Here is a 26,559-nt window from a genome sequence, read left to right as displayed (position 1 = left end):
AGTCGATCATCGCCCGCCTGGATATTCGATCATCGCGGCTTTTCGGACTTCCTGCAGGTAGGCCTTCGACTTCGCCTCGTACTTCTGCACGTACATCTTGTCGCGCATCTCACGCTTCTTCGGCGTGTCGACGGTGGTTGCCTTCCGGCCGCAGAGGGCGACCATTTCGATGCCCTGCTTGGTGACCTCGGGAGGGGTGAGGTGGCCGACCGGGGTCTTGTCCAGGATGTCGCGCAGCGACTGCGGCAGGTCGGCCGAGGTCTTCACGACGATCTCGCGGATCGCGGCGTTGCGCATCGACTTGAAGGAGGTGTTGGCTTCCTCGCAGCTGGTGACGCGCTCGCGCAGGCTGTCCGCTTCCTTGCGGCGTCCCTCGAACTCCGACTGCGGCGCGCCGCGGGGCACGATCAGAACGACCGGCTGCATCCTGTATTCGAATGCCTCGGCCTCAACCGCCCCTCCGGTCTCCTTGACCGCGTTGGCCACGTCCTTTTCGCCAACCTGCAGGCTTTCCTTGAAGCGGCCGCGGACCAGGCTGGTCCAGACCATGTCGGCCCTGATGCGCTGCTTCAGCGTGTCCGGGCGGATGCCCTTGCCCTCGAGCACCTTGGTGAGCTGGTCGCCGGAAAGCCGCATCCGCTGCGCCATGCCGCCGAAGGACTGGTCGATATCGCCGGCTGAGGGATCGACGCCGAATTTCTTGGCTTCCTTGATCTTCAGCTTCTCGTCGATCAGTTCGTCGAGGACGGTCTTCCGATCGGGCGTCTTGCCGCCGGTCAGCGCGTTCAGCTTGGCGCGCTGCTCGATGTCGTAATTGGTGATGGGCTCGCCATTGACCATCACGGCGATGGTCTGGGCATGCAGTCGCGCACCGCCTCCGAGCAGGAGGAAAAGAGCCAGCAGGAAACTCAACACTAGCTGATAGCGGCGCGTTGGCAGGCTAGCGGTCGTCATTATCGTCATGTCAGCCGTTTAAACCAATTCAAGCCGGAGCCACAGGCCCGCAGGCAATCCAAGCCCCCCGCCAGACCGCTCGCTCACTACTGCATGCCAGCCGAACTGCTGGTCGTGGAGGTTTGGGCGATCGTCCGCAGCCCGATCTGGAACATGAACGCGTGGCTGAGGACGGGCGGCGTCGAGCCGGCCTGATAGGTATAGGACGTGACATAGTTGGCGGCCAGCACGAAGCAGTCGTCCACATAGCCCGCGCCGAACGCGTACTGGTTGATTTTGTTCGCTTCAAGGTCCCAGCGCGCTGCGCCCTGAACCACCCAGTTCGCCGCCACCTTGATCGATCCGCTGGCGAGGATGCCCTCGCGGCGCGTCAAATAGCCAAGTTCCGGCTGCGCGGCATAGTCGCCGTACATCAGGCTGACCGACCAGCGGTCGAAGTTCGCGCTGGCCTGGGCCTCGAACCGGTTGATATTCCAGGTCGCCTCGTCCATCCGCGAGCGGACGCTGAACGTGTAGGTGCGGTTGGGCGAGTAGGCGAGGCTCGCGACATAGTCCGAGCGCGGATTCTGCAGGCCGGAGTCGACGCCGGTGTTGGTGACGTCCGCGACTGCAAACGAGTTCAACCCGAACATCTGGTAGGACTGTCCGAACATCGCCTTGACGCTGCCGCCGCGATCGAACTGCGTGGTGGCCTGCACGCCGACATTGGCGCGACTGCCGCCCTCGACGCGGTCGTATCCGGAGAACTTGTCGACCGCGAACAGGTTCGAGGTATCGAACACCAGGCTCTGCGCGTCCTCGTTCGGAAGCCTGCCGGCGTCGGGCTCGTTTGGCCGGATGATGACCTGCGCGATCGGCTCGACGGTCGTCGTGCCCCACGGCTGCACGTTGATGAAGGGGTAGCGGTATTCGAAGCCGACGGTCGGCATCAGGCGGACCGTCTGGGTGTCACCGACCGGCAGGAAGTTGGAAACGCCCGGCTGGTTCGAGATGTCGGCGTTGATGGCATCGGCGCGGACGCCGACGAACGGCGTCCAGATCTGGCCGAGCGGGTCGGTATAGGATTTACGCCACTGCGCCTCGGCGGTCAGCCTTGTGTAGGTGCCCGGCATGCCGCGCAGCAGGCACTGCGACGGCGTGCGCGCCATCGGATCAGCGGACGTTGTCGTGCACAACGGGTTAAGAGGGTTGGCGGCCTGTGCCGTGATCGGGTCGAACACCGCGGTTTCGCGGGTCAGGTTGGTGAAGTTCACCTTGTAGCTGAACTCGCCACCGAAGATCGGGCTGTTGATCACGTTGTTGTAGTCGATGACAGGCGCGACCACCGGAACCTGGTTCTGGTTACCGGAGTAGCTGAGATAATAGATCGCGCGCGCGTCGAAGAAGCTGCGGTTGCCGACGCCGGTCAGATAGAGCTGCGAGATCGCCTCGGTCGGCAGCGACAGGAACGATCCGAACGGGTCCTTGTACTGGGCGAGCCGGTAATCGGACATGAAGTAGTAGTCGGACAGCAGCACGCCGTCCCAGCCCCAGGTCCACTTGTCGTTCAGCGCGAACTGACCCTTGGTCTCGACACCGCCGCGGAACTGGCGGTCGCCGGGCTGGCCGGCGAAGGCGCCTTGATCGAGCTGGTCGATGCCGTAGAGCCGGATCTGATAGGCGCCGTTCGACAGACGCTGACGGAATTCGCCCTGGAACAGCACGCCCTGCTTCGACGTGATGCGCGGATTGAAGGTCGCGTCGAAGTCCGGCGCGAGCGCGAAGTAATAGGGGATTTCGACGCCGACGCCGAACGCCGAATACGTGGTGAAGCCCGGCATCAGGAAGCCGCTCTTGCGCTTCACGGTCGGATCGGGCGTCGAGAAGTAGGGCAGATACGCCATCGGAACGCCGAAGAATTCGAGCTGGGCGTTCTCGAAATAGAGCATCTTCTCGGTCTGGTTATGGATGATGCGCGCGCCCTTGACCTGCCAGAGCGGCGGCTTCTTCGGATCATCCTTACAGGGCGCGCAGGCGGTATAAACGCCGTTGTCGAACACCGTGTAATTGCCGCTGGACCGATCGGCGCGGGTCGCCGCCATGCGGGTCTGGTCTTCAGTGTCGACGCGCAGCGAATCGACGAAACCGTCGCGGTAGTCGTCGCTGAGATCCAAGATGTTGGCGTAGGTGATCTTGCCTTCCGCATCGGTCATGCGGATGTTGCCTTCGGCATGAAGACGCTTGGTCTTCTGGTCGTAGATGACCTTGTCGGCCTCGACGCTGGTGCCGTTGTAGAACATCTGGACGTTGCCGACGGCCGAGATGCGCTGGTTGTTGTAGTCGTAATCGACCTCGGTCGCCTGAACCAGCATCTGCCCGTCATTCTTGGCCGGCGGGCGGGGCGGCTTCGGCGGACGCGGATTGTAGGTGAAGGCCTGCGCGGCAGCCGGCGTCGACGCGACCACATCGAGCGCGCTGACCACGACAAACGCGGCGAGGAGAGCTGAGATCGAAACGCCAAACGCGGCCATGCGGCTCCGTTGACGGCGCAGGGCACTGCGCCGCCCGAGAGCAGGCGACCTCAACTGGCGGGCGGCGACGATAGCCACTACCCGTCCTCCTGGTACAGCAAGGCTAAGAAACCGGTGAGGCTGCCCACAACGACGGGCAACCACGCCGCAGCGATGGGATGCATCAACTCAGCCTTGCTCAAATCTTCAGTTACTTTCGACAGCACGTAGAGCAGAAAGCCTGCGCCCACGCCACTCAAAACCATCTTCTGCACGCCGCCCATCCGAAAGAAGCGGAGGCTCACAGAAGCCGCCAACATCACCATCGCAGCCAGCAAAAACGGCTGTGCGATGAGCTTGTGATACTGCAAGCGATAGCCAGCCGTCGCGAACCCTGAGCTCTCCGACGAACGGATGTAGTTCGGCAGTTGCCAAAAGGACACAGTTTCCGGGGTGGAGAAACTGTTGCGCACCTGTGCCGGGGTAAGGGTGGTGGTCAGGTAGAAGGTGTCCTGGTCCACCGGAGGCTTATCGAGGGTGAATCGGCGTACTCCCTTGAACACCCAACGGCCGTCTTCGAGCGCTGCTTCGCGCGCTTCGATTCGCTCCTTGAACTGGAGCGCCGTATCGAATCGGAACACGGTGAGTCCGGTCAGCCGGACGCCCTGCTGCTCGCTGCGGGCCGCGTTGATGATCGCCTGACCCTCGTCGTTGATCTGGTTCAGCCAGAAGCCGGACGCGTCCTGAATGCCGCCGCCGGGCGCCGAGCCGAACAGTTCGGCCTCCATCCGTTTGGAGAGCTCGCGCAGATTAGCCGATACCGGATTGTAGGCGGTGGTCGCGAAGATGCCGAGCATGATCGCGCTGGCCAGCGCCGGTGAGATGAATTGCCAGGCCGAGACGCCGGCGGCGCGTGCCACGACGAGCTCCAGCCGCCGCGACAAGGCGAGGTAGCAGGTCATCGCGCCGATCAGCACGCAGAACGGCATCAGCTTCTCGAGCAGCTGCGGTACCCGGAATAGCGAAGTCTCCGCGACCGTGATCGCGGAGGCCGAGACGAGGCCCGACGTCTTGCGCACCATCTCGATGTAGTCGACCAGCACGAGCAGCACGAAGATGCCCGCGAACACGCCCACCGCCGCGACCACGAAGCGGCCGGCGAAATAACGCCCGAGCGTGTTTGTGACCATGCTCATGCGGTTGCCGGCCTCCGGAAGAGGCGCGCAATGCGCTCGTTGTTCCTGTTGATCGCCTCCATCAGCCGCGGCGGCGGTTCGACGACCACGCCGCCGACGATCATCCAGATGCCGATGCCGATGCCGCCGAACAGCATCAGATACTGCACCAGCGCTGCGAGCGGCGTCTTCACCGCCATGACGGAGCAGGCGAACCCGACCATGCGCAGGCCGAACACCGCGAATACCGAGCCGCCGATCGAGAAATTGCGGCTTTGGCGCGTGGTGCGCGGCGCGCCGAGGAAGGCAAAGGTGAGGGCAGCGAACGCAAACGGATAGATCGGCGCCATGAAGCGATCATGCAGCTCGGCGAAGAACTGGCCGGACAGCTGCTGATAGGTCTTGTCTTCCTCGTCCGGCCACATCAGCTCCCAGAGATAGCGCTCGCGAATCCCGAGCGTGACGTCGCGGCCCTGCGAGAATTTCGACATGTCGAAGGCGTAGCGGGCGAATGCGACCAGCGCCGGATCGCGCTTGCCAACCTCGAACCGTTGCAGATTGCCGTCATAGAGCACGAGGTACGAACCTCGATCGGTCTTCTGCACGGTACCGTGGTCGGCGATGATGGTGACGCGCTCCTGCGGATCGCGGCGATCGTCGACGAAGACGCCGCCGAGCACGCCGCCGGGCAGGCGCTCGCGGATGCGAATCGTCAGGTTCTGGTCGAGCTGGGCGAAGCGGCCGGGCTGCAGGATGTTGGTCAGCACGTCGGCGGTGATCTCGGCGTCCCACTGCTTGATTCGGCGCATGCCGTCGGGGGCGAGATAGGCGCCGATAAAGGCGACCAGGGCGGCCACCACGCAGGTGGCGAGGAAGAACGGCCGGAACAGCCGGATCGGCGAGAAGCCCGCCGCGTTCATGACGATGATTTCGGAATCGGTCGCGAGCTTGTTCAGCGTATGGGAGATCGCGATCATCAGCGCGATCGGGGCGATGATCAGCACCAGGGCGGGAATCACGAGACCGGTGATGCCAAGGAAGGTGAGGATGGTCTGACCCTGGCTGGTCATCAGGTCGATGCCGCGCAGCGCCTGCGTAATCCAGATCACGCCGGTGAGGCTGACCAGGACAAGCGCAAACGACGCCAGCGTCGTTTTGAAGATGTACTTGTCGATCGACCCCATCGCTACCGCACGACCCCCAAAGGCCCCCTGCACGCAACCAAACGCACGGCTTTCGACCATCCCCGTCAACCCGGGTTCCCCTATGGTCGAGCCGCGGACCCGTCCGGCTCACTCTCTAGTCACTCTCTCACTACCATCCCTTTGATCCGTCAACAAAATGGCCGGGCCAAGGCACGCTTAATTTATGGTTAATTAATCGCTTTTGTGGCCTTCCGGCCACTCCGGCGCTTGGCAGCGACGCAGCCGACAGGTCATAGTGCACGACAAGCCCGGTCCGGGCTGGTTCCGGACTGCCATCGCAATGCTCACCCCGCGTGCCGGAAGGACCGCCTCAGGTCCGAGCAACACCCTGAGTTCTGGAGGATTTTCCTATGTCCGACGCCGTCAAGGTCGGCTTTGTCCCATTCTCCGCGTCCGCTCGCGGCATTCTGGTCGCCTTTTGCGACGAGCAATTGAAGCTGGGAGCCGCCACCCGGAAGGCGCTGGGAGCCGCCGCCGAGACGGTCAAGCGGGCTGCGGCCGCCAACCAGTTCAAGGGCAAGAGCGGGGCAATCCTCGACATCCTGGCGCCGGAAGGAATCAAGGTCGAGCGGCTGATCGTGATCGGCACCGGCAAGGCGGCCGACCTCAAGGAGAAGGATTTTCTCAAGTTTGGCGGCGCGGTGGCCGGCAAGCTCAATGCCGGCAGCGGTTCGATGACCGTGGTCGCAGAACTGCCCGATGCCGCGATGGCCGCCGGCGAGGCCGCCGCGATCGCCACCGGCATCCGTCTGCGCGCCTACAAGTTCGACCGCTACAAGACCAAGAAGAAGGACGGCGAGGACGGCGCCGCCCTGCGGGCCGACGTCTCGATCGCCGTCGACGATGTTGCCGCCGCCAGGAAGGCCTATGCGCCCGAAGCGTCCGTCGTCGACGGTGTGAATTTGGCGCGTGAGCTCGTCAACGAGCCGCCGAACGTGCTGTATCCCGAGGAATTCGCGCGCCGCGCCAGCCAGCTTCGCAAGCTCGGCGTCAGCGTCGAGGTGCTCGACGTCAAGGCGATGACCAAGCTCGGCATGGGCGCGCTGCTCGGCGTCGCGCAGGGATCGGCGCGGCCCGGCCGCACCGTGATCATGCGCTGGAACGGCGGCAAGAAGAGCGAGGCGCCGGTCGCGTTCGTCGGCAAGGGCGTCTGCTTCGACACCGGCGGCATCTCCATCAAGTCGGCAGGCGGCATGGAGGATATGAAGGGTGACATGGGCGGTGCGGCCTGCGTGGTCGGGCTGATGCACGCGCTCGCGGCGCGCAAGGCCCGCGTCAATGTGGTCGGCGCCATCGGCCTTGTCGAGAACATGCCCGACGGCAATGCGCAGCGTCCGGGCGACATCGTCACCTCGATGTCCGGCCAGACCATCGAAATCATCAACACCGACGCCGAGGGACGCCTCGTGCTCGCCGACGTGCTCTGGTACGTCGCCAAGAAGTTCAAGCCGAAATTCATGGTCGATCTGGCCACGCTGACCGGCGCGATCATGGTCGCGCTCGGCACCGATCACGCCGGCATGTTCTCCAACAACGACGAACTCGCCGAGCGCCTGGCCAAGGTCGGCCTCGAGACCGGTGAGAAGGTGTGGCGCATGCCGCTCGGTCCCGAATACGACAAGCAGATCGATTCGCAATTCGCCGACATGAAGAACACCGGCGGGCGCAACGGAGGCTCGATCACGGCAGCGCAATTCCTGCAGCGTTTCGTCGACGGCACGCCGTGGGCGCATCTCGACATCGCCGGCACCGCGATGGGCGCGCCGAAGACCGAGATCAATCAGAGCTGGGGTTCGGGTTATGGCGTCCGGCTGCTCGAGCGGCTGGTCTCCGACTATTATGAAGCCGGGAAATAGAGTGTCGGCCGGCGCATGACCGAGGTTCTGTTCTACCACCTGCAGAACATGACGCTGGAGAGCGTGCTGCCGCCGCTGCTCGAGAAGTCGCTCGAGCGCGGCTGGCGCGTGGTCGTGCAATCGACGTCGCAGGAGCGCGCCGAGACGCTCGACGCGCATCTGTGGACCTACAGCGACGATTCATTCCTGCCGCACGCGACCTCGCGCGTTGCCGACGTGCAGGACCAGCCGATCATCCTGTCGATCGAGGAGGGCAACCCGAATCGGGCCAATGTCCGCTTCCTGGTCGACAATGCGGCGCTGCCGGCCGACTGCGACAGCTACGAGCGGGTGGTCCTCGTGTTCAATGGCGACGACCCTGACGCGGTGGCCTCGGCCAGGGAAAGCTGGACTGCTTGCAAGGCGCGCGGCTTCGAGGTCACCTATTGGCAGACCGACGAGCGGGGACGCTGGCAGCGGCGCCAATAGCGATAGCTACTAATTAATGATAATTCGACGTTTCTTGGGGCGGGCCACGGTCATGCCGCAAAGTGATGTTCGGACAAGCCCTTAGGTGAAGGGGTAGGAGCTTTGTCGATCGTGCAGGACGGAACATTCAGTCGGAAGTCGCTGCTGGCCTTGCTGGTGCTTGCACCGGGACTTGCCGGCTGTTCGGGCGCCGGATCCGACTTGTTTTCGCGCGATGCGGAATGGTTCTCGCGTCCCGGGCGGGTGTTCATCCGCAACATCTCGATCGAATCGCCGCCGCTGACGCCAGACAAGCCGGTGACGAACGACGATCTCGTCAGTGCCGACGGCAGCTGTCCAGGCATGGCACCGCCGCCGGGGGCCGCCGATGCCAACGCACAGGCCGGCGGTGCACCGCCGCCGCAGCCAACCGGCGGCAGCGTTGCACTCGGCCACACTGAATGCGACGTCGTGCGCGGCATCGGTGCTCCCGACAGTGTGAACCTGTCCAATGGGCCGGGCGGCGAGCGTGTTGCGGTCGTGACCTGGTCGCGTGGCGCGCGCGCCGGCATCTACACGTTCTCCTCAGGGCGCCTGTCGTCCGTCGAGCGCGGTGCGGACCCTGTGCCGGAGCCGAAGCAGGCGAAGCCGAAGAAGAAAAAGACCTCGCACGGCTAGAGCATTTTCGCCGGCGGCACGTCGACGCCCGCATGCGCGGGCATGATACCGGAAGAAATGAGAGCCCTGGCTCCCTCCACACGTCCGTCCCTGCCTAGTACGCAATTGCGCACGGGAGCACGGACCCATACTCCGCGGCGGATGTGGTTAAAGGGACTCGTCGTTCGACGATCGGGCAACAATGACCATCTGTGGTTGTGGGTCCCTGCTTTCGCAGGGACGACACCGAATATGTGGCTCGGTGAGTCAAATCTAATTCGCCGCTTCGTCGAGTTCGCCGCTGGCTTCCAGCCAGTCTTCCTCGGCGCGCTGTAGCGCGCTCTCGGCGCCGGCGCGCGCCTTGGTCAGTTGCGCGGCCTGCTTGGGGTCGCGCGTAAAAATATCGGGCAATGCGAGCGCGGTTTCGATCTTGGCGATGATGCCGTTGATGCGCTCGATCTCGGCCTCGGCTTGCTGGACCCGCTGCCTGGGTGAAGCGCGCTTCTCGTTGCGGGCGCGCTCCAGCTTGGCGGGCTCCTTGACGCGCTCGCGCGAGGCCGGCCGGCCGTCATTGGCCGACAGGATCATGCGTCGATACTCGTCGAGATCGCCGTCATAGGCCGTCACGGTCTGGTTCGCCACGACCCACAGGCGGTCGGCGCAGGCCTCGATCAGATAACGATCGTGCGAGACCATCATGACCGCGCCGGGGAATTCGTTGATCGCCTCCGCCAGCGCCGCACGGCTGTCGATATCGAGATGGTTGGTCGGCTCGTCCAGGATGATCATGTTCGGGCCGTAGAACGTGGCAAGCCCCAGCAGCAGGCGTGCCTTCTCGCCGCCCGACAGGCTCCTCACCAGCGTGTCGCCGGCCTTGCCGGAGAAACCGATCGCGCCGACGCGGCCGCGCACCTTGCTCTCCGGCGCCTCCGGCATCAGCTTGCGGATGTGATCATAGGGCGAGCCGTCGAGATTGAGCTCGTCGACCTGGTGCTGGGCGAAATAGCCGACCGACAGCTTGTCGGCCCTCGTGATCCTGCCGGCAAACGGCGCGAGCTTGCCCGCCAGCAGCTTGACCAGCGTCGACTTGCCGTTGCCGTTTGCCCCGAGCAGCGCGATGCGGTCGTCGGTATCGACGCGCAGCGTCACGCGATTGAGAACGGGCTTGCCGGGTTCGTAGCCGACCGAGACGTCGTCGACCGCGATGATCGGCGGCGACAGCAGCTTCTCCGGTGCCGGGAACGAGATCTCATGAACATCCTGGGTCACCAGCGCGGTGATCGGCTTCATCCGCTCCAGCATCTTCACGCGCGACTGCGCCTGCCGTGCCTTCGAGGCCTTGGCCTTGAAGCGGTCGACGAAATCCTGCAGGCGCTTGCGCTCATCGGCCTGCCGCTTGGCGTGCTTGGCGTCGAGCAGTTCGCGCGCGGCGCGCTGCTCCTCGAACGAGGAATAGGTGCCTTTGTAGAGCGTCAGCTTGCCGCGATCGAGGTGCAGGATCTGATCGACCGAGGTGTCCAGGAGATCGCGGTCGTGGCTGATCACGATCACCGTGCGCGGATAGTTGGCGAGGTGGTTCTCGAGCCACAACGTGCCTTCGAGATCGAGATAGTTGGTCGGCTCGTCCAGCAGCAGAAGGTCGGGCGCCGAGAACAGCGTCGCCGCCAGCGCGACGCGCATGCGCCAGCCGCCGGAAAATTCCGCGCACGGCCGCGCCTGGTCTGATGTCGAGAAGCCGAGGCCGGAGAGGATCGCCGCGGCGCGGGCGGGCGCGGAATGGGCGTCGATGTCGACCAGCCGGGTCTGGATTTCGGCAATCCGGTGCGGATCATGCGCCGTCTCGGCCTCGCGCAGCAGCGCGTCGCGCTCGAGATCGGCCTTCAGCACGACGTTGATCAGGCTTTCGGGCCCGTCGGGCGCTTCCTGCGCGAGGCTGCCGATACGCCAGCGCGGCGGGAGCGCGATGCTGCCGCTCTCGGTCGGGATGTCGCCCCGGATGGCGTGAAACAGCGTCGATTTGCCGACGCCGTTGCGGCCGACAAATCCGACGCGGGCTCCGGGCACAATTTGTACCGAACTGTGATCGATCAACAGCCGTCCGGCGATCCGGACCGAGATGTCAGTGATGGAGAGCATGCAGCGTTGTCACCGGACCCGCCGCCAAACGCAACCCGTCTGTTTGTAAAATCTCTCCCGGACGCTGTTGCAAAAACGCAATTGGGCTGCTGGTCAGCCCTCAACATCTAATGGTGATCGCGTTCCCGTCGTTGCATCTCGTCGAGGAGCTGCTGCAGGCGGGACGAAAGCGCGGGCTCTGGCCGCATGCTTTGCTGAAGCCGTTCACCCACCGCATCGCAGATGTAACGGCAGGTCTTGTGATCAATCTGATCGGCGTCCTTGTCGATCTTGCTCATTGTCATCGTCATGGCACATCTCTTGGCGAGTTCCACCTCGCGTGTTCGAGTAGCTCCTCGCCATGACAAGTCGCGACCCCGAATTTGGTTTCCGCGCCTTACTCTCGCCTTGAGGTAGTGGGCCCCATCATATGCCTGGGTTCCCCGGCGGACCTGAAAAAAAGCCCCGGCGCGAGGGCCGGGGCGAGAAGCAAGTCAGGGGAGCAGTCGACAGATTCGATGGATCAGTAGCAGCGGTTGACCAGGCGCCAGCGGGGGCCCCACGGGGTCGGCACGACGCGGCGCACGTAGCAGCCGCCGCCATAGCCATAACCGCCGTAATATGCCGGGCCGCCGACGATGACGCGTGGGCCGCCCCACCAGCCGTGGTGCCATCCACCGTGCCAGCCGCCATGCCAACCACCCCACGCAGAGGCGGAGGTCGGGGCGAGCGCGGCGGCACCGAGCGAAACCGCGGCGACGGCGGCAAGCGAGAGTTTGCGTAACATGATCGTCTCCTCGAGGTATGGGCGCGCGCGACGCGCCCGCGGTGACATTTCCCGAGACGTCCTGTGAGGCTTGCGGATGGGGGGCCAGCAAGGCGTCCGATCACTGCAGAGCCTATCTGGCTGGAGCTGAACGCCAGCGGCACGGCGCTGACAGAATGGGTTCACCTAGGTGAAATCGCGGTAAGTTGGCCGAGCCGGCCGCTGGTCCGGAGGGCACCCAAACGACGGTTTTCGTCGTGAAAATCCGTCAAAACTAAAGGCTAACGCGTCACAGGGTCGCTTGCCGTTACCCCATCGCGCCGATATAAGCCCCGGCAACTCCCAGCCACGTTTACAAGGACGAAATCATGGCGATTGAACGCACCTTTTCGATCATCAAGCCCGACGCCACCGAGCGCAACCTGACCGGCGCGGTCAATGCGGTGATCGAGAAGGCGGGCCTGCGGGTCGTGGCGCAGAAGCGCATCCGCATGACCCGCGGCCAGGCCGAGACCTTCTACGCCGTTCACAAGGCGCGTCCGTTCTTCGGCGAGCTGGTCGACTTCATGACCTCGGGCCCGGTCGTGGTCCAGGTGCTGGAAGGCGAGGGCGCCATCCTGAAATATCGCGACGTGATGGGCGCGACCGACCCGTCGAAGGCCGCCGAAGGCACCATCCGCAAGCTCTATGCGAAGTCGATCGGCGAGAATTCGGTGCACGGTTCGGATGCGCCGGAGACCGCCGTGATCGAGATCGCGCAGTTCTTCGCAGGCAACGAGATCGTCGGCTAACGCCGTATTGGTGAAGTGGCGCGGTCTCCCGAGGGGACCGCGTCGAAACAAACCGGGGAGCGGCGGACGATCGCCGTCAGGGGCGGCCGCAAGGCCGAATAGGACTCGCTGTGGACTGGCTGTGGCAGATCTTTGATCCGGCGTACATCGGCGCGTTCTTCACCGAATTCAAGAACGAGATGGCGACGCCGACCTTCTGGGTCGCCGTCGGCAAGATCATCTGGATCAACGTCCTGTTGTCGGGCGACAACGCGCTCGTGATCGCGCTCGCCTGCCGCGGGCTCGCGCCGCGCCAGCGCCTGTGGGGCATGATTCTCGGCGCCGCCGCGGCCGTGCTGCTGCGCGTCATCTTCACCGGCATCGTCGCCAGCCTGATGGAGCTTCCCTATTTGAAGCTGGTCGGCGGGCTGGCGCTGATCGTGATTGCCGCCAAGCTGCTGGTACCGGAGCAGGAAGACGAGGACAGCGTGCACGCGGCCTCGCATCTGTGGGCCGCGGTTCAGATCGTCGTGGTCGCCGACATCGTGATGAGCCTCGACAATGTGATCGCGGTGGCCGCCGCCGCCAATGGTAGCGTGCCGCTGCTGGTGCTCGGCCTTGCGATCAGCGTTCCCCTGATCGTTGCCGGCGCGGCGCTGATCATGGCGCTGCTCACCAAGCTGCCGGTCCTGGTCTGGGCCGGTGCCGCGCTGCTGGGCTGGATCGCGGGCGATGTCATCGCGACCGATCCGGCCGTGCATCCGAAGCTGGACGCGCTGTTCGCCGGACCGCTCGGTGCCAAGCTCGATTCCTGGCTGACGTCGGTCGGGATGTCGCCGCAATTCGCCCATGGCGGCAATGGCGGCGAGATCGCGCTCGCGGTGCTCGGCATCATCGTGGTGCTGGTCGCGGGGTCGATCTGGCGCCGCCACGCACTCCGCAAGGCAAAGCACGCCGCCAAGGCGGCGTGAGCCCTGACCAAGGCGGCGTGAGCCCTAGCGCCGCACGATCGAGCCGACGCGCCCGACCAGCCGCGCCAATTGCTTGAAGCGGCTGCCGACGCGATCGGCGACCAGATCTACCATCCGGTGTTCGAACACCAGCATCAGCTTGCGGCCCTGGGTGCGGAAATGGGTTGCCGGCAGCACGCCGGTGCGCGCCGCCGTGATCAGATGCGCCACGCGGAACGCGGCGCCGAGCACGCGGGCGCGCTCGTCCATCGCCGGCGTCACCAGCGCGCGGATCTGCGGCGGCGGCTCGTTTTCCTCGCTGAGCCCGGCGTAGCGATAGAACACCGAGAGCGCGACGAAGGCGCGGCCCTGATGCGTGATCGAGCCGAAATTGCCGTTCATGATCAGGCTGAGGGTTTCCTCGCCGCGATGATCGGGATGCACCCGCCAGCCGATATCGGAGAGCAGGCAGGCGACGTGCCGCAGCCTGCGGTCTTCCTCGGTCTCGCGCAGCCTGACGACGCGCACCAGCCGGTCGGTCCACGCCGTCAGCTCCTGGGCATGGCGGGCCGAGCGCGACAGCAATTCGTTGAGGTTCTGCGCGGCGCAGAGCAGTCCGTCCTTGGCGCGTTCGGCCGGCGGCAGCATCTCGTAGAGCAAGCCCTCGCGCACGCCGAAGGTCGAGAACACGATGGTCTTCGGCTGGGCCACGCGGATGATGTATTCGAGTACGAGCGCGGCGTAGGCCAATAGCGGCCGCCGGGCGTCGGCGACCGATTCGATATTGGCCAGCATGTTGGTGGCCGCCAGCCGTCGCAGCCGCTGCGCGAAATCGAGCGCGTCCGCCGCCGGGATCGAATAGCCGTGCATCACCTTGAGCGGGTAGCCGCTCTGGATGATGTGAATGCGCGCCAACGCACGCCAGGTGCCGCCGACCGCATAGAAGGTGCGGCCGCGGCCGGTCTTGAGCTGGGCGACGCCAAGCAACTCGTTCTTGACGATGCGTTCGGCGCGCTTGAGCGATTTGTTGGAGAGGTCCTGCAGCGCGAGGCTGCCGAGCGGCAGCGTCACGCCGCTGCGCACGCGGTTGCCCTTGACGTCGATCAGTTCAAGCGAGCCGCCGCCGAGATCGCCGACGATGCCGTTCGGATTGTGCACCCCCGAAACGACGCCGAGCGCGGACAGCTTTGCTTCACGCGGCCCGGTGAGAATCTCGATCTTGGCGCCGCAGATGCGCTCGGCCTTGGCGATGAAGTCCGGACCGTTCTTGGCGTCGCGGCAGGCCGCGGTCGCGATTGCGTAGACGCGGCCGACCTGTTGGATCCTGCACAGCGCGCGAAAACGGCGCAGCGCGGTGAGCGCCTTGTTGACGGCATCGGTTGCGAGCAGGCCGGTGCTCTGCACCTCGCGCCCGAGCCCGCACAGCGCCTTCTCGTTGAAGATGGTGATGAGGCTGCGCGCCATCGCCTCGTAAACCACGAGACGAACCGAGTTCGAGCCGATGTCGATGACAGCGACGCTGGAAGCGCGCTTCCGCGGTCGCTTCACCGTAAGGCCCCCTTAAGACGATGACTGCTGTCGCTCGTTGCGACGCGTGAGACGGCGCGGTGAAGATTCCTTGAGAGACTTACCACGGCCGGACAGACTCGGATTTGTCATGAAGTAGTCATGCAGATTGAAGGGCTCTTCGCCTTTCGCGGCCTTCATACGCGTTGACGACCCATCCGGCAACAATTGCCAGCTCTGCTCGGTGTCCTTCAGATTCGCGACCATGATCTGCTCGAGAACCTGCTGATGCACCGTGGGATTTTGCAGCGGACAGAGAACCTCGACGCGGCGGTCGAGGTTCCGCGGCATCATATCAGCGGACGAGATATACACAGCAGCTTTTGTGCTCGGCAGGCCCTGGCCCATGCCGAAGCAATAGATTCGGCCGTGTTCCAGGAACCGGCCGATCACCGATTTGACGCGGATGTTCTCGGACAATCCCGGCAGCCCCGGCCGCAGGCAGCAGATGCCGCGCACCACGAGCTCCACCGAGACGCCGGCCTGCGAGGCCTCGTACAGCGCGTCGATGATGTCGGGATCGACCAGCGCGTTCATCTTCATCCAGACCGCGCCGGGCCGGCCATGCTTGACGTGGGCAATCTCGCCGTGGATGTGCTCGATGATCCGCTTGCGCAGCGTCAGCGGCGACACCGCCATCTTCTCGATGTCGCTCGGCTCGGCATAGCCGGTGATGTAGTTGAAGACCCGCGCGACGTCGCGGCCGATGATCGGATCCGAGGTGAAGTAGGAGAGGTCGGTGTAGATGCGCGCGGTGACCGGGTGATAGTTGCCGGTGCCGGTGTGCACATAGGTCGTGAGATTGCCGCCCTCGCGGCGCACCACCATCGACAGCTTGGCATGCGTCTTCAATTCGATGAAGCCGTAGACCACCTGCACGCCGGCGCGTTCGAGGTCGCGGGCCCAGCGGATGTTGGCTTCCTCGTCGAAGCGCGCCTTCAGCTCGATCAGCGCGGTCACCGACTTGCCGGCTTCGGCGGCCTCCGCCAGCGCGCGCACGATCGGCGAATTGTTCGAGGTGCGATAGAGCGTCTGCTTGATCGCGACCACGTCGGGATCGCGTGCCGCCTGCTGCAGGAACTGCACCACGACGTCGAAGGATTCGTAGGGGTGATGGACCACGAGGTCCTTCTGGCGGATGGCGGCGAAGATATCGCCGCCATGATCGCGCACCCGCTCGGGATGACGCGGCACATAGGGCGGGAATTCGAGGTCGGGGCGATTGAGGCGGGTGAGCTGCGACAGCTCGTTCATCGCCAGCACGCCGTCGACCAGGATCACTTCGTCGTCGGCGGCCGACAAGGCGTGCTGCACGAAGATGCGCAGCTCCTCGGGCATCGTGGCCTCGATCTCGAGCCGGATCACCGACCCGCGGCGGCGCCGCTTGAGCGCGGTCTCGAACAGGCGAACGAGGTCTTCGGCCTCTTCCTCGATTTCGAGTTCGGAGTCTCTGATGATGCGGAATGCGCCCTGGCCCTTGACGGTGTAGCCGGGGAACAGGCGGCCGATGAACAGACCCGTAGCCTGCTCCAGCGTGATCAGCCGCGCCGGCGCGCCTTCCTTGGTTGAGGGGATACGGATGAAGCGATCGATCTTGCCGGGCATGCGGATCAGCGCGTTCATCGCCTTGCCGTCGGCGATCCGCGACAATTGCAGCGCCACCGTGAAGCCGAGATTCGGGATGAACGGGAAGGGATGCGCCGGGTCGATCGCCAGCGGCGTCAGCAGCGGGAAGATGTTGTGGAGGAAGTGATCCTCGATCCAGCTGCGCTCGGACTTGGTGACGTCACGGCCGTCGACGAGCTGGATGCCGACCTTGGCCAGGATGTCCCGCAGGTCGCTCCAGATCGCCTGCTGATCGGAGGCGAGCTGCGAGACGGTCTTGTTGATCATCACGAGCTGTTCGGCCGGCAGCAGGCCGTCCGGGCTGCGCTCGGTAATGCCCTCGCGGACCTGCGCCTTGATGCCGGCGACACGGACCATGAAGAACTCGTCGAGGTTATTCGCCGAAATCGACAGGAAACGAACCCGCTCCAGCACGGGATGACCGAGATTGACCGATTCCTCGAGCACCCGCCGGTTGAAGTGCAGCCAGGAGAGCTCCCGGTTGATGAAGCGCTCGGGGCTGGTCGCGATTGCGGGGATGGCAGGAAATTCCGCCTCTTTTTCTTTGATTTCAGTAGCTTGTACCGAGTCCATCAAGTGCTGGTCCAATTCAGGGCAGGGGCCGGGGCGGTCTAGCCGAGAGCCGCAGAAACCATGTGATATTGCGATGACGTTTCGATGACATTGATGTTCCGCTCGCCTGCGCCGTCAAGCCGCGGGGACCGGTCAGGCATCGCGCAACAGCTCCGCCGCCAGCGCCCGTGTGACGGGACGGCCGAGCCGGAGTGCCTCGGTATCGAGCAGCTCGACCGCCTGCCGGACGGCAACGTAGGAACGCTCGATCCGGTTGCTCAGATAGCTGACGAGCGGTTCGTCCACGCTCATCTGGCGGTCGGCGCAGAACTTGACGATCAGGCCGCGGAACAGCTGGTCGTCCGGCGGCAGCAGCGTCACGGTCGGCACCGCGCGTAGCCGCGACCGCAGGTCGCGCAATTCGATCTCGAACGCCGACGGCGGAACGCGCGCCGTGATCAGCACGTAGGCATCGTCCTGGCGCGCCAGATTCATCAGATGAAACATCGCGCGCTCGTCGAAATCCGCCGGCCTCAGGTCTTCGACGACGAGCGCACCGGTCGCAAGCGCGGTCGGCACCGTGTCGGCGGTCAGCGCATGCGCCGCGGTCGAGCGCGCGCCGGCGCTCTCGGCCCAGATCGCGGCGAGGTGGCTTTTGCCGGCGCCGTTAGGCCCAACCAGCAGCATGATTCGGTTCGGCCAGTCGGGCCAGCCGTCGATCAGCGCCAGCGCGGCTTCATTGGCAGGGCCCTCGAGGAAATCGTCGCGGGTCAGCTTCTCCTCGTGCGGCAGGGCCAAGGCCAATTGACGAGGTTGAACGCTACTGGCCACACAAGTCTCCAAACCACCTTATTTTAGCTATGCGCAAGCACGTCGCGTTTGTCGCGGGAAAACCGGCTTCGACTTTTCCGGATCCCGCCTACCGAGCTTCGATCGTGCTCATGTGCCGCACCCACTCCACGAGATAGAGGGACACCGAACCCAAAGTAAAGATCGTGACCAGGCCCATCAGGATCCAGTCGTAAGGATGCGGCTCGAAGCCGAAGCCGAGCGAGGCCAGCACCAGCGCCGCGAACGCGACCTGCGCCACCGTGTTCAGCTTCGACACCATCAGCGGCTTCATCTCGACCGGCTTGTCGAACAACCATGACACAATCACGGCGGAGACGATCATGATGTCGCGCGACACCACGAGAATCACGATCCAGCGCGGCACCGCGCCCCAGATTCCGAGCGCGACATAGATCGACACCAGGAGCGCCTTGTCGGCGAGCGGATCGAGCAGGGCGCCGAGCTCGCTCGTCATGTTGAAGCGCTTGGCGAGGAAACCGTCGACCGCGTCCGAGACGCCGGCGATCACGAAGATCGCGAACGCAATCTCCATCTGGCTGGACACGATGGCCCAGACGATCACCGGCACCAGGATGATGCGGCCGAGGGTGATGATGTTCGGAATGCTCAACTTGGATCGCTTCCCGGCTAGAAGCCTGATTTTACTCGATATCCGGCTCTTTTGCGCAGCCGCCTTGTGTTATCTACATAGTATCGCGGCAGCAGCGCCGCGAGCCATTGCGCGGGGGCGGAATTCCTCGTAACCAGCCCCTGATCATCTGGAATTGGGCATGACCGAGCGCAAAAACGGGCTCACTTACGCGGATTCGGGTGTCGATATCGACGCCGGCAATCGACTGGTCGATCTGATCAAGCCGATGGTGCGGGCCACCGCGCGGCCTGGCGCGGACGCCGAGATCGGCGGTTTCGGCGGGCTGTTCGACCTCAAGGCCGCCGGTTTCAAGGATCCGGTTCTGGTGGCCGCGACCGATGGCGTCGGCACCAAGCTGAAGATCGCGATCGAGACCGGCATTCATGGCGGCATCGGCATCGATCTGGTCGCGATGTCGGTCAACGACCTCGTCGTGCAGGGCGCGGAACCGCTGTTCTTCCTGGACTATTTCGCCTGCGGCAAGCTGCACCCGGAGGCCACCGCGCAGATCGTGGCCGGCATCGCCGAAGGCTGCCGGGAATCCGGCTGTGCGCTGATCGGCGGCGAAACCGCCGAGATGCCCGGCCTCTACAAGGATGGCGACTACGACCTCGGCGGCTTCGCCGTCGGCGCGGCCGAGCGCGGCACCTTGCTGCCGACCGCGGATATCGCGGCGGGCGATGCCGTGATCGGGCTGGCTTCCTCCGGCGTGCACTCCAACGGCTATTCGCTGGTGCGCAAGATCGTCGAGCAGTCCGGCGTTGCCTATGACGCGCCGGCGCCGTTCGCGCCGGTCATGACGCTCGGCGCGGCGCTGCTGACGCCGACCAGGCTCTATGTGAAATCCTGCCTGCGCGCGATCCGCGACACCGGCGCGGTGAAGGGCCTCGCCCACATCACCGGCGGCGGCTTCACCGACAACATTCCGCGCGTGCTGCCGAAGCATCTCGGCGTCGGCATCGATCTGGCGCGGCTGCCGGTGCTGCCGGTGTTCAAATGGCTGGCCGAGCAGGGCGGCATCGCCGAGCTCGAGCTGCTGCGCACCTTCAACTGCGGTATCGGCATGATCGCGATCGTCAAGGCTGATGCGGTCGACGCCGTGACCGAGGCCTTCACCGCCGGCGGCGAGACCGTGACGCTGCTCGGCGAGGTGATCGAGGCCAAGGGGACGCATGAGGGCGAGCATCGCGTGGTCTATAACGGTCATCTCGATCTCTCGCGATGAAGCGCCGCGTCGCCATCCTGATCTCCGGCCGCGGCTCCAACATGGCCGCGCTGATCGAGGCTGCGAGGGCTCAGGATTTCCCGGCCGAGATCGTGGCTGTGATCTCGAACCGTGCCGATGCTGCCGGGCTTGAGAAGGCGGCGGCGAGCGGCATTGCGACCATCGTCGTCGAGAGCAAGCCGTTCGGCAAGGACCGCGCCGGCTTCGAGGCCGTGCTGCAGCGCGCGCTCGACGACAGGCAGGTCGACCTGATCTGCCTCGGCGGCTTCATGCGGCTGTTCACCGCCGAGTTCGTACGGCACTGGTACGGGCGGATGCTCAACATCCATCCCTCGCTGCTGCCCTGTTTTCCCGGCCTCGATCCGCACGGCCAGGCGTTGCGCGCAGGGGTCAAGCTGTCCGGAGCGACGGTGCATTTCGTGATCCCGGAGACCGACGCCGGACCGATCGTGATGCAGGGCGCGGTCACGGTCGCTGACGACGACACGGCCGAGACGCTCGCCGCGCGCGTGATCACCATCGAGCATCGCATCTATCCGGAGGCGCTGCGGCTTCTGGCAAGCGGCCGGCTCAAGCTCGAAGGCGACCTCTGCAAGACGCTTGGGAGCGCACCGACGGACAGCACGCTGATCGCGCCGGCGCCTTAGCGCGCGGTTGCAGGAGACATCCCCCGGGGTGATGCGGCCGGGGGAGGCATCACAGGATGAATTCCGCTGGCAGCGGCGTTCAGTGAACCTTGAGGTTCTCGGCCGACGCCTTGCCGCGGTTCTCCACCAGCTCGTACTCGACGGACTGGTTCTCGTTCAATGTGCTGAGGCCCGCGCGCTCGACCGCCGAGATGTGGACGAACACATCCTTGTCGCCGACGGCTGGCTTGATGAACCCGTAACCTTTGGTCGGGTTGAACCATTTGACGGTACCCTTCGGCATCGTCTCTCTCCCAGTTTAGACATAAAAAAGACGCGGCCACGTTTTCCACGTGCCACGCCGCAAGCGGACTTTGCGCTGTCTGTTCACTTCCCGGGTCGTCAGATCCAAAGTCTTCAAGTCCGAAGTTTCGCCTCTCGAAGTCCTGTACATCGAAGCCTTGGATATCAACGTCGCGAAACGCACAGTCGAACGGCCGCAATCCGATTGTGAAGCGATTGCAACACGAAAATTGCGCCTTAGCAAGCGCGGTGGTTTTGCGTGACGCAACCTCAGCCTGTGCCGGTCGAACTCCGGCGCAACGCGTTCGGCCACTGGCCGACTGCCGGTGGAACCTGGCGCGCGCCGGGCGAACGGCGTGCGCTAGCCCCGGTCCACCCGCACCACGCGGCCCTTGTCGATCGCGAGCGCGAGCTGGCCGTGCTTGAGCTTGAGCGCGGCCTCGCCGAACAGTTCGCGCCGCCAGCCGTGCAGGGCGCCGACCTCGGCCTGATCGCTGGCCGCGATCTGCTCGAGATCGTCGACGGTGGCGATCACCTTGCTGGCGACGCCGTGCCGCTCCGAGGTCATGCGCAGCAGCACCTTCAGCAGCTCGACGGTCGCCGCACCGTTGGAATTGTTTCTCGGCTTTTCCAGCTTGGGCAGCGTGGCCTGGTCGCGGGCGAGGCCGCGCTGCACGGCAGCAATGATGTCGGCGCCCCATTTGGAGCGCTCGAAACCCTTCGGCAGCGAGCGCAGATTGCCGAGCTTCTCCAGCGAGGTCGGCGCGTGGGTGGCGATATCGCCGACCGCATCGTCCTTGAGCACGCGCGAGCGCGGCACGTCGCGGCTCTGCGCCTCCTGCTCGCGCCAGGCGGCAACCTCGATCAGCACCGCGAGCTCGCGCGGCTTGCGCACGCGGGTCTTGAGCCGCTCCCAGGCACGCTCGGGATGGAAGTCGTAGGTCTTCGGCGAGGTCAGGACCTCCATCTCCTCGCTGACCCAGTCGCTGCGGTCGCGCTTCTTCAGATCGGCGTCGAGCGCCGCGAACACCTCGCGCAGATGGGTCACGTCGGAGACGGCGTAATGCAGCTGCTCGTCGCTCAGCGGCCGGCGCGACCAGTCGGTGAAGCGATGGGTCTTGTCGGGGCGGTGGCCGGTGACGCGGTCGACGAGCTGGTCGTAGGCGATGCTGTCGCCATAGCCGAGCACCATGGCGGCGACCTGGGTGTCGAAGATCGGATGCGGGATCGTGCCGGACAGGTGCCAGACGATTTCGATGTCCTGCCGCGCGGCGTGGAATACCTTGAGCACGGCCTCGTTCGACATCAGGTCGAAGAACGGCTTGAGGTCGATGCCGGGTGCCAGCGCGTCGACCACGACGGCTTCTTCCGCGCTCGCCATCTGCACGACGCAGAGCAGCGGATAGTAGGTCGTCTCCCGCAGGAACTCGGTGTCGACAGTGATGACCTTGTGTTTGGCGAGCCGGTCGCAGGCGGCGGCGAGGTCGGAGGTCGTGTTAATCAAATCCATGAAGTGTCCATAACGGCTTGACCACACGCGTTCTGCCGAAAGGGCAGCTATGTCAAGGGTCTTGCAGGGATTTTGGCCCTGCGCGGGGCGAGGGATGGGCCATTTTTGAATTGATTGGGCGTGATTCGAGGGTGTTTTCGGCCCGGTCGTGCCGGGAATTCGGCGGTCGTGCGCGCGGAGGGCGGGACCCATAATCTTCGAAATTTGCTGGCCGGGGGATCGCGGCCCCGGCCTCGCGCGGCAATCGGCACTTGGGATAATGGGTCCTGGCTTTCGCCAGGACGACGATGAGGGTGGTTCTCGCGCGATACGGCGCATCGTCATTGCGTACTTCATCTCCGTGTCATCGCCCGGTCCCGTCTTCGCCAAGGCTTCGATGACGCTATGCATCCTTGGCGCGCCGAAGCTTCAGCGGAGGCGGCGAGCCGGGCGACGACAGTGCGGATGCCACACACGATCGTCGTCCTGGCGAAAGCCAGGACCCAGAACCACCGCATTTGATCATGAACGGGATCGTGGCCCCAGCGTCGCGCAACAACTCTCATTTGGGATAATGGGTCCTGGCTTTCGCCAGGACGACATTGAGTGTGTGGCGCGGTCTGTGAGTCACACATCCACATCCTCGGCGCTGACGCGTCCGAGTCATCGCGCGCAAAATCGAATGGCGCCGCGCGTTTCGCACTTTGTGAACGCGTCCAGTCTGGGGTAAACAAGCCCTTTGGCATCGTCGAACGAGGCCCATTGTCGCCAATGGCCCGCAATCGGACGGATCACAATGCCGGAGAAACAGCCAGGCGCCGCTATGGAGGCTGCTCTCAAGCACTGGCTCGAAACCGTTGATCTCGGCCAGTACAGCGACCTCTTCGTGCTGCATCGCATCGGTTTGGACATCCTGCCCGATCTGACCGAGCGGGATCTGGTCGAACTTGGACTTCCGCTTGGAGATCGCAAGCGCTTGCAGCGCGCGGTTGCTTCCCTGACCGGTTCGGCAAAAGGTCGCGCCGGCGGTAGGAGCGTCGCAGAAGGCGCAGCGGTGAGCGCCGAGCGGCGCCAGCTGACCGTGATGTTCTGCGACATGGTCGGTTCGACCTCGCTGTCCGAACAGTTCGATCCCGAAGACGTCCGCGACATCATCGCGAGCTTCAGGGAAAAGTGCGTCAGCGTGGTCAAGCGGTACGAAGGCTTCGCGGCCCGCTACCTCGGGGACGGCATTCTGGTCTATTTCGGCTATCCGAATGCGCATGAGGATGACGCCGAGCGGTCGGTGCGGGCGGCGCTCGAAATTGTACGGAGCCTGTCGTCGGCGAGAGCGAGTGACGCCCGCGACGTTACAAGTCATGGGCCCAGTGTGCGCATTGGGATTGCGACCGGCCTTGTTGTCGTCGGAGACCTGGTTGGACAGGACACCGAGGAGCACGATTCCGCAGTCGGCGAGACGCCAAACCTGGCTGCCCGTCTGCAGGCCTTGGCGCCTCCGGACGGCGTCGTCATTGCGTCTTCGACGCAATCCCTGCTGAGAGGAAAGTTCGACTACCAGGACTTAGGATTTCACGCGCTGAAGGGGATATCCGCGAAGGCCCAGGCCTGGCTCGTGGTTCGGCCCTGCCGCGCCGAGACGCGATTTGCCGCGGCCATGGGCTCCAGATTGACGCCGCTGGTCAACCGCACCGAAGAGGTGGCGTTGCTGCTCACGCGTTGGCAGCAAGCGAAAGCCCATGAGGGGCAGGTCGTGCTGCTGACGGGCGAGCCGGGAATCGGAAAGTCCAGGATCGTTCAGGAATTGCGGGAGCGGATCGCAGGTGATCAGCACGGACAAGTTTCGTTCCAGTGCTCTCCCTATTACAGCAGCACCGCTTTTCACCCCTTCATCGAGCATCTCAAATTCGCGCTCGGCCTTGACGGCGAGAACGCGTCTGCGCTTTGGCTGACAAAGCTTGAAGCCGGTGTCGCCGCCTCGAACGGCGAGATGGACACAGTGGTACCGATCCTTGCGGCGTTGCTTTCAATTCCGACGGGGGACCGCTATGCGACCCCGGATCTCTCGCCGCAACAGCTGAAGGATGCGACGATTGCCACGCTCGTCAACCATCTGCTCGCGCAAGCGCGCGGGCAGACGCTCCTGATCGATTTTGAGGACGCACATTGGATCGATCCCACCTCGCGGGCCGTGCTCGATCTGCTGGTGGAGAACGTTCGCAACGCGTCGATCCTCGTCGTGATCACCTGTCGTCCGGAGTTTCAGCCGGGCTGGAAGGACCACGCGCACACCATCAGTGCGAACCTCAAGCGTCTCGGCCGACAGGTCCGCACGATATTGGTCGAACGTGTGGCTGGAGAAAAGGAGCTTCCCAGAGAGGTGATTGAGGACATCATTGTCAAGACCGATGGCGTGCCGCTCTTCCTTGAAGAGCTGACCAAGGCCGTTCTCGAATCCGACGTCCTGACTGAGCAACATGGACGTTACGTCTTATCCGGTCCGTGGCATCAGCTCGCTATTCCCGCGACATTGAACGATTCCCTGATGGCCCGCCTTGACCGGATGGGATCGTTCAAGAAAATCGCGCAGATCGGCGCCACCATCGGCCGCGAGTTCTCTTATGAAATCCTTCGCGAGGTTGCCGAGGCGCCGGCGGACCAGATCGAAGCCGCCCTGAACCATCTGGAGGCAGCCGGATTGATCGTCCGCTTCGGCTTTCTGCCGGAGGCGCTGTACTCGTTCAAGCACGTGATGATCCAGAATGCGGCGCATGAAAGCTTGTTGCACAGGGAAAGAAGGACGCTGCACGCCAAGATCGCACGCGTGCTGGCCGAAAAATATCCGGAAAAGATCGAGCGCGAACCGGAGCTTCTCGCCTACCACCTGACCGAGTCTGGCCAAAGCGAGCCGGCTGCGGGTTTCTGGCTCAAGGCCGGAAAGCAGGCCGCAATGAAGGGTGCGACTCTGGAGGCGATCGGTCATTTGCGTCGTGGGCTCGGGGTTCTGCAAGCCTCACCCGGCATGCAGGGCCGAAACGAGTCCGAGCTTGAGCTTCGCATCGCCCTGGGCACCGCCCTGATCGCGGCAAAGGGATACGCCGTCCAGGAAGTCGAGGAGAACTATGTTCGCGCGCTCGAACTCGGGCGGCATCTTGACAACATGGCGAAGGTCTTTGCGGCGACGCGCGGACTTTGGGTGTGCCACTTTATCCGCGGCGATCTCGCACGGGCGCATGAGCTGAGCGCGGAGCTCCTGCAGTTCGCAAGGCGCGAGGCATCGAACCGAGGATCGTCTGCGACGCAGACGGGATATCTGATCGAGGCGCATCGGGCGATCGCGATGACCATGCTGTACCGCGGGCGGTTTGTCGCCGCCGAACATCACCTTCATCGCTTCAGGAACCTGTACAGTCCTGATCTACACGGCGCCCTGACGGCAACGCATGGCATCCATCCTGGCATCGTCTCGCTCTCGTATCTCGGGTACGTGTCGTGGTTTCTGGGCCGTCCTGACGCGGCGCGCCGATATAGCCAGCAGGCTATTTCGGAAGCTGAAGACCTTCGCCACCCCTTCACCTTGTCGTTTGCGCTGACATTCGGCGCTTACGTTTGCCAGCATCTCCGCGATGTCGAAGGGACCCACGACTACACCAACAGGGCACTGGCCCTCTCATCGGAACACGGCTTCCTGCATTGGAAGCATCAGACAACCATCCTGCGAGGGTGGGCGATGACCGAGCTTGGGAATGTCGATGAGGGATTGAACCAGATGCGAATGGCTATCGACGGCTACGAGGGCATGAGCGCCCGGCTCGCCAGTTGCTGGTTCAGGAGCCTGCTCGCAAAGGCTTATGCAAGTGCCGGCTTGCCGGATGCTGCCTTGCGCGAACTCGACAGCGCATTGGCGATCGGGAGAAGAACGGGAGAGCATTTTTACGAAGCCGAGATCTATCGTCTGCAAGGTGAGATGACGCTCAATTGCGCGAAATCATCGTCCGTCGAATCCGCCGAGCGAATGTTCCTCGCCTCGATCGAGCTGGCGCGCGGGCAAAGCGCGCGGTCCTTTGAATTGCGGTCGGCTGTCAGCCTGGCGCGCCTATGGCGACATTCCGGCAAACAGGCGCGAGCGGCCGAGCTGTTGCTACCAGTCGTGCGAACGTTCACGGAAGGTCTGTCTACGCCTGACGTCAAGGAAGCGCTCGAGCTGGCGAATGAACTGGCAATGGAAATGCCCGGAGATCATGAATGGAGCGGGCGGGTCTGAGGATATCGAGTCGCCCCCGGGCGCCATCCGCCCGCTTGCGCCTG

Annotated in this window: 21 protein-coding genes; 8 read left to right on the top strand and 13 right to left on the bottom strand. The window is 64.3% G+C overall.

Going from position 1 to position 26,559, the window contains the following annotated elements; genetic code table 11:
- Positions 1-6 precede the first annotated feature (6 nt).
- From AC1VNY_RS10805 to lptF, 4 genes are all read right to left on the bottom strand, one after another.
- Positions 7-954, bottom strand: coding sequence for a SurA N-terminal domain-containing protein (locus AC1VNY_RS10805; protein WP_482405126.1), 948 nt, complete (start codon positions 952-954; stop codon positions 7-9).
- Positions 955-1,040: 86 nt separating this feature from the next.
- The gene (locus tag AC1VNY_RS10800; RefSeq protein ID WP_482405125.1) at positions 1,041-3,464 is read right to left on the bottom strand and encodes an LPS-assembly protein LptD; all 2,424 of its coding nucleotides are present in this window, start codon (positions 3,462-3,464) and stop codon (positions 1,041-1,043) included.
- A gap of 77 nt (positions 3,465-3,541) precedes the next feature.
- Complete coding sequence (lptG, locus tag AC1VNY_RS10795) at positions 3,542-4,639, bottom strand: LPS export ABC transporter permease LptG (RefSeq protein ID WP_028335173.1); 1,098 nt, start codon at positions 4,637-4,639, stop codon at positions 3,542-3,544.
- Positions 4,636-5,802: an LPS export ABC transporter permease LptF gene (gene lptF, locus AC1VNY_RS10790; protein WP_016847429.1), complete on the bottom strand. Its 1,167-nt coding sequence runs from the start codon at positions 5,800-5,802 to the stop codon at positions 4,636-4,638. Before lptF ends, lptG begins: the two co-directional genes overlap by 4 nt.
- Before the next feature lie 371 nt (positions 5,803-6,173).
- Here lptF and AC1VNY_RS10785 point away from each other — a divergent pair, with 371 nt between their 5' ends.
- From AC1VNY_RS10785 to AC1VNY_RS10775, 3 genes are all read left to right on the top strand, one after another.
- Entirely contained in the window at positions 6,174-7,679 is a 1,506-nt protein-coding gene (locus tag AC1VNY_RS10785) for a leucyl aminopeptidase (RefSeq protein ID WP_482405124.1), read from the top strand.
- 15 nt (positions 7,680-7,694) lie between these two features.
- On the top strand, positions 7,695-8,147 hold the full coding sequence (locus AC1VNY_RS10780) for a DNA polymerase III subunit chi (RefSeq protein WP_482405123.1): 453 nt from the start codon (positions 7,695-7,697) through the stop codon (positions 8,145-8,147).
- Between the two features lie 102 nt (positions 8,148-8,249).
- Positions 8,250-8,804 (top strand): hypothetical protein, encoded by a 555-nt coding sequence (locus tag AC1VNY_RS10775; RefSeq protein WP_375764465.1) that lies wholly within the window; start codon positions 8,250-8,252, stop codon positions 8,802-8,804.
- A gap of 252 nt (positions 8,805-9,056) precedes the next feature.
- On the opposite strand, the gene AC1VNY_RS10770 is transcribed toward AC1VNY_RS10775, so the two are convergent.
- The 3 genes from AC1VNY_RS10770 to AC1VNY_RS10760 all read right to left on the bottom strand — a co-directional run bounded on the left by AC1VNY_RS10770 (position 9,057) and on the right by AC1VNY_RS10760 (position 11,685).
- A complete protein-coding gene (locus AC1VNY_RS10770; RefSeq protein WP_482405122.1) occupies positions 9,057-10,919 on the bottom strand; it encodes an ABC-F family ATP-binding cassette domain-containing protein in 1,863 nt (620 codons plus the stop codon).
- A 107-nt stretch (positions 10,920-11,026) separates the two neighbouring features.
- The gene (locus AC1VNY_RS10765) at positions 11,027-11,197 is read right to left on the bottom strand and encodes a hypothetical protein (RefSeq protein ID WP_482405121.1); all 171 of its coding nucleotides are present in this window, start codon (positions 11,195-11,197) and stop codon (positions 11,027-11,029) included.
- A 224-nt stretch (positions 11,198-11,421) separates the two neighbouring features.
- Complete coding sequence (locus tag AC1VNY_RS10760; protein ID WP_018271306.1) at positions 11,422-11,685, bottom strand: hypothetical protein; 264 nt, start codon at positions 11,683-11,685, stop codon at positions 11,422-11,424.
- A 347-nt stretch (positions 11,686-12,032) separates the two neighbouring features.
- Here AC1VNY_RS10760 and ndk point away from each other — a divergent pair, with 347 nt between their 5' ends.
- Both ndk and AC1VNY_RS10750 read left to right on the top strand, forming a co-directional pair.
- Positions 12,033-12,455 (top strand): nucleoside-diphosphate kinase, encoded by a 423-nt coding sequence (ndk, locus tag AC1VNY_RS10755; RefSeq protein WP_016847423.1) that lies wholly within the window; start codon positions 12,033-12,035, stop codon positions 12,453-12,455.
- Between the two features lie 110 nt (positions 12,456-12,565).
- Positions 12,566-13,405, top strand: coding sequence for a TerC family protein (locus tag AC1VNY_RS10750; protein WP_028344814.1), 840 nt, complete (start codon positions 12,566-12,568; stop codon positions 13,403-13,405).
- Between the two features lie 24 nt (positions 13,406-13,429).
- On the opposite strand, the gene ppx is transcribed toward AC1VNY_RS10750, so the two are convergent.
- The 4 genes from ppx to AC1VNY_RS10730 form a co-directional block, all read right to left on the bottom strand.
- Positions 13,430-14,932 carry an exopolyphosphatase gene (gene ppx, locus AC1VNY_RS10745; RefSeq protein ID WP_304499968.1) on the bottom strand — a complete coding sequence of 501 codons (1,503 nt, stop codon included), beginning with the start codon at positions 14,930-14,932 and terminating at the stop codon, positions 13,430-13,432.
- 12 nt (positions 14,933-14,944) lie between these two features.
- Positions 14,945-17,149, bottom strand: a complete 2,205-nt coding sequence (locus AC1VNY_RS10740) for an RNA degradosome polyphosphate kinase (RefSeq protein ID WP_482405120.1) — start codon at positions 17,147-17,149, stop codon at positions 14,945-14,947.
- Positions 17,150-17,281: 132 nt separating this feature from the next.
- A complete protein-coding gene (locus AC1VNY_RS10735; RefSeq protein ID WP_482405119.1) occupies positions 17,282-17,959 on the bottom strand; it encodes a P-loop NTPase family protein in 678 nt (225 codons plus the stop codon).
- A gap of 88 nt (positions 17,960-18,047) precedes the next feature.
- Positions 18,048-18,590, bottom strand: coding sequence for a CDP-alcohol phosphatidyltransferase family protein (locus AC1VNY_RS10730; RefSeq protein ID WP_016847415.1), 543 nt, complete (start codon positions 18,588-18,590; stop codon positions 18,048-18,050).
- A 160-nt stretch (positions 18,591-18,750) separates the two neighbouring features.
- On the opposite strand from AC1VNY_RS10730, the gene purM reads away from it, so the two are divergent.
- Both purM and purN read left to right on the top strand, forming a co-directional pair.
- Positions 18,751-19,836 (top strand): phosphoribosylformylglycinamidine cyclo-ligase, encoded by a 1,086-nt coding sequence (gene purM / locus AC1VNY_RS10725; protein WP_461193177.1) that lies wholly within the window; start codon positions 18,751-18,753, stop codon positions 19,834-19,836.
- Positions 19,833-20,483 carry a phosphoribosylglycinamide formyltransferase gene (purN, locus tag AC1VNY_RS10720; protein WP_482405118.1) on the top strand — a complete coding sequence of 217 codons (651 nt, stop codon included), beginning with the start codon at positions 19,833-19,835 and terminating at the stop codon, positions 20,481-20,483. Before purM ends, purN begins: the two co-directional genes overlap by 4 nt.
- Before the next feature lie 79 nt (positions 20,484-20,562).
- On the opposite strand, the gene AC1VNY_RS10715 is transcribed toward purN, so the two are convergent.
- Both AC1VNY_RS10715 and rnd read right to left on the bottom strand, forming a co-directional pair.
- Entirely contained in the window at positions 20,563-20,766 is a 204-nt protein-coding gene (locus tag AC1VNY_RS10715; protein WP_016847412.1) for a cold-shock protein, read from the bottom strand.
- A 360-nt stretch (positions 20,767-21,126) separates the two neighbouring features.
- Positions 21,127-22,275: a ribonuclease D gene (gene rnd / locus AC1VNY_RS10710; RefSeq protein ID WP_482405117.1), complete on the bottom strand. Its 1,149-nt coding sequence runs from the start codon at positions 22,273-22,275 to the stop codon at positions 21,127-21,129.
- A 775-nt stretch (positions 22,276-23,050) separates the two neighbouring features.
- Here rnd and AC1VNY_RS10705 point away from each other — a divergent pair.
- The gene (locus tag AC1VNY_RS10705) at positions 23,051-26,515 is read left to right on the top strand and encodes an ATP-binding protein (protein WP_482405116.1); all 3,465 of its coding nucleotides are present in this window, start codon (positions 23,051-23,053) and stop codon (positions 26,513-26,515) included.
- Positions 26,516-26,559: the final 44 nt, after the last annotated feature.

Source organism: Bradyrhizobium ferriligni (assembly GCF_056837965.1).
Note: the sequence above shows the minus strand (reverse complement) of the source record. Positions and strands in the feature narration are given on the sequence as shown.